This is a genomic window from Streptomyces hilarionis (assembly GCF_024539675.1).
Lineage (GTDB): Bacteria > Actinomycetota > Actinomycetes > Streptomycetales > Streptomycetaceae > Streptomyces > Streptomyces hilarionis.
The window spans coordinates 1-299 of the sequence record NZ_JAHHIT010000641.1; the positions used below are offsets into that span (position 1 = coordinate 1).

The window sequence follows — 299 nt, forward strand, 5'->3', positions numbered from 1 at the left end:
GTACCTTGCCTTCAGCTCATCAAGCTTGGCACCTCTGCGCTCGCCAGTAAGTAAGCTAAGCCCGTGCAACGCGTTAATGAGCTTCTCAGATTCGGCGTCCTCATTTCTCATTGTGATCCACGATGAGTTTGCCTGCTTGGCCAACGCTTCAGCCTTTCGGCTAAGGGTCTGTGACTCAATCAATCTGTTGCCATTCACTTCTGTCTTAAGCTGACTGATGACATTCTCGAGCTCCTGCAGCTGCTCTGAAATGCGCTCTGCGCTATCAAGCGACACAGGACGCCCATCAACATAGATAG

The 299-nt window shown here is 51.2% G+C and carries 1 protein-coding gene; it reads right to left on the reverse strand.

Features of this window, described 5'->3' with window-relative positions; all coding sequences use genetic code 11:
• A partial coding sequence (locus KMS84_RS39840) for a hypothetical protein (protein ID WP_256921539.1) occupies nucleotides 1–299 on the reverse strand: 299 nt, incomplete at both ends.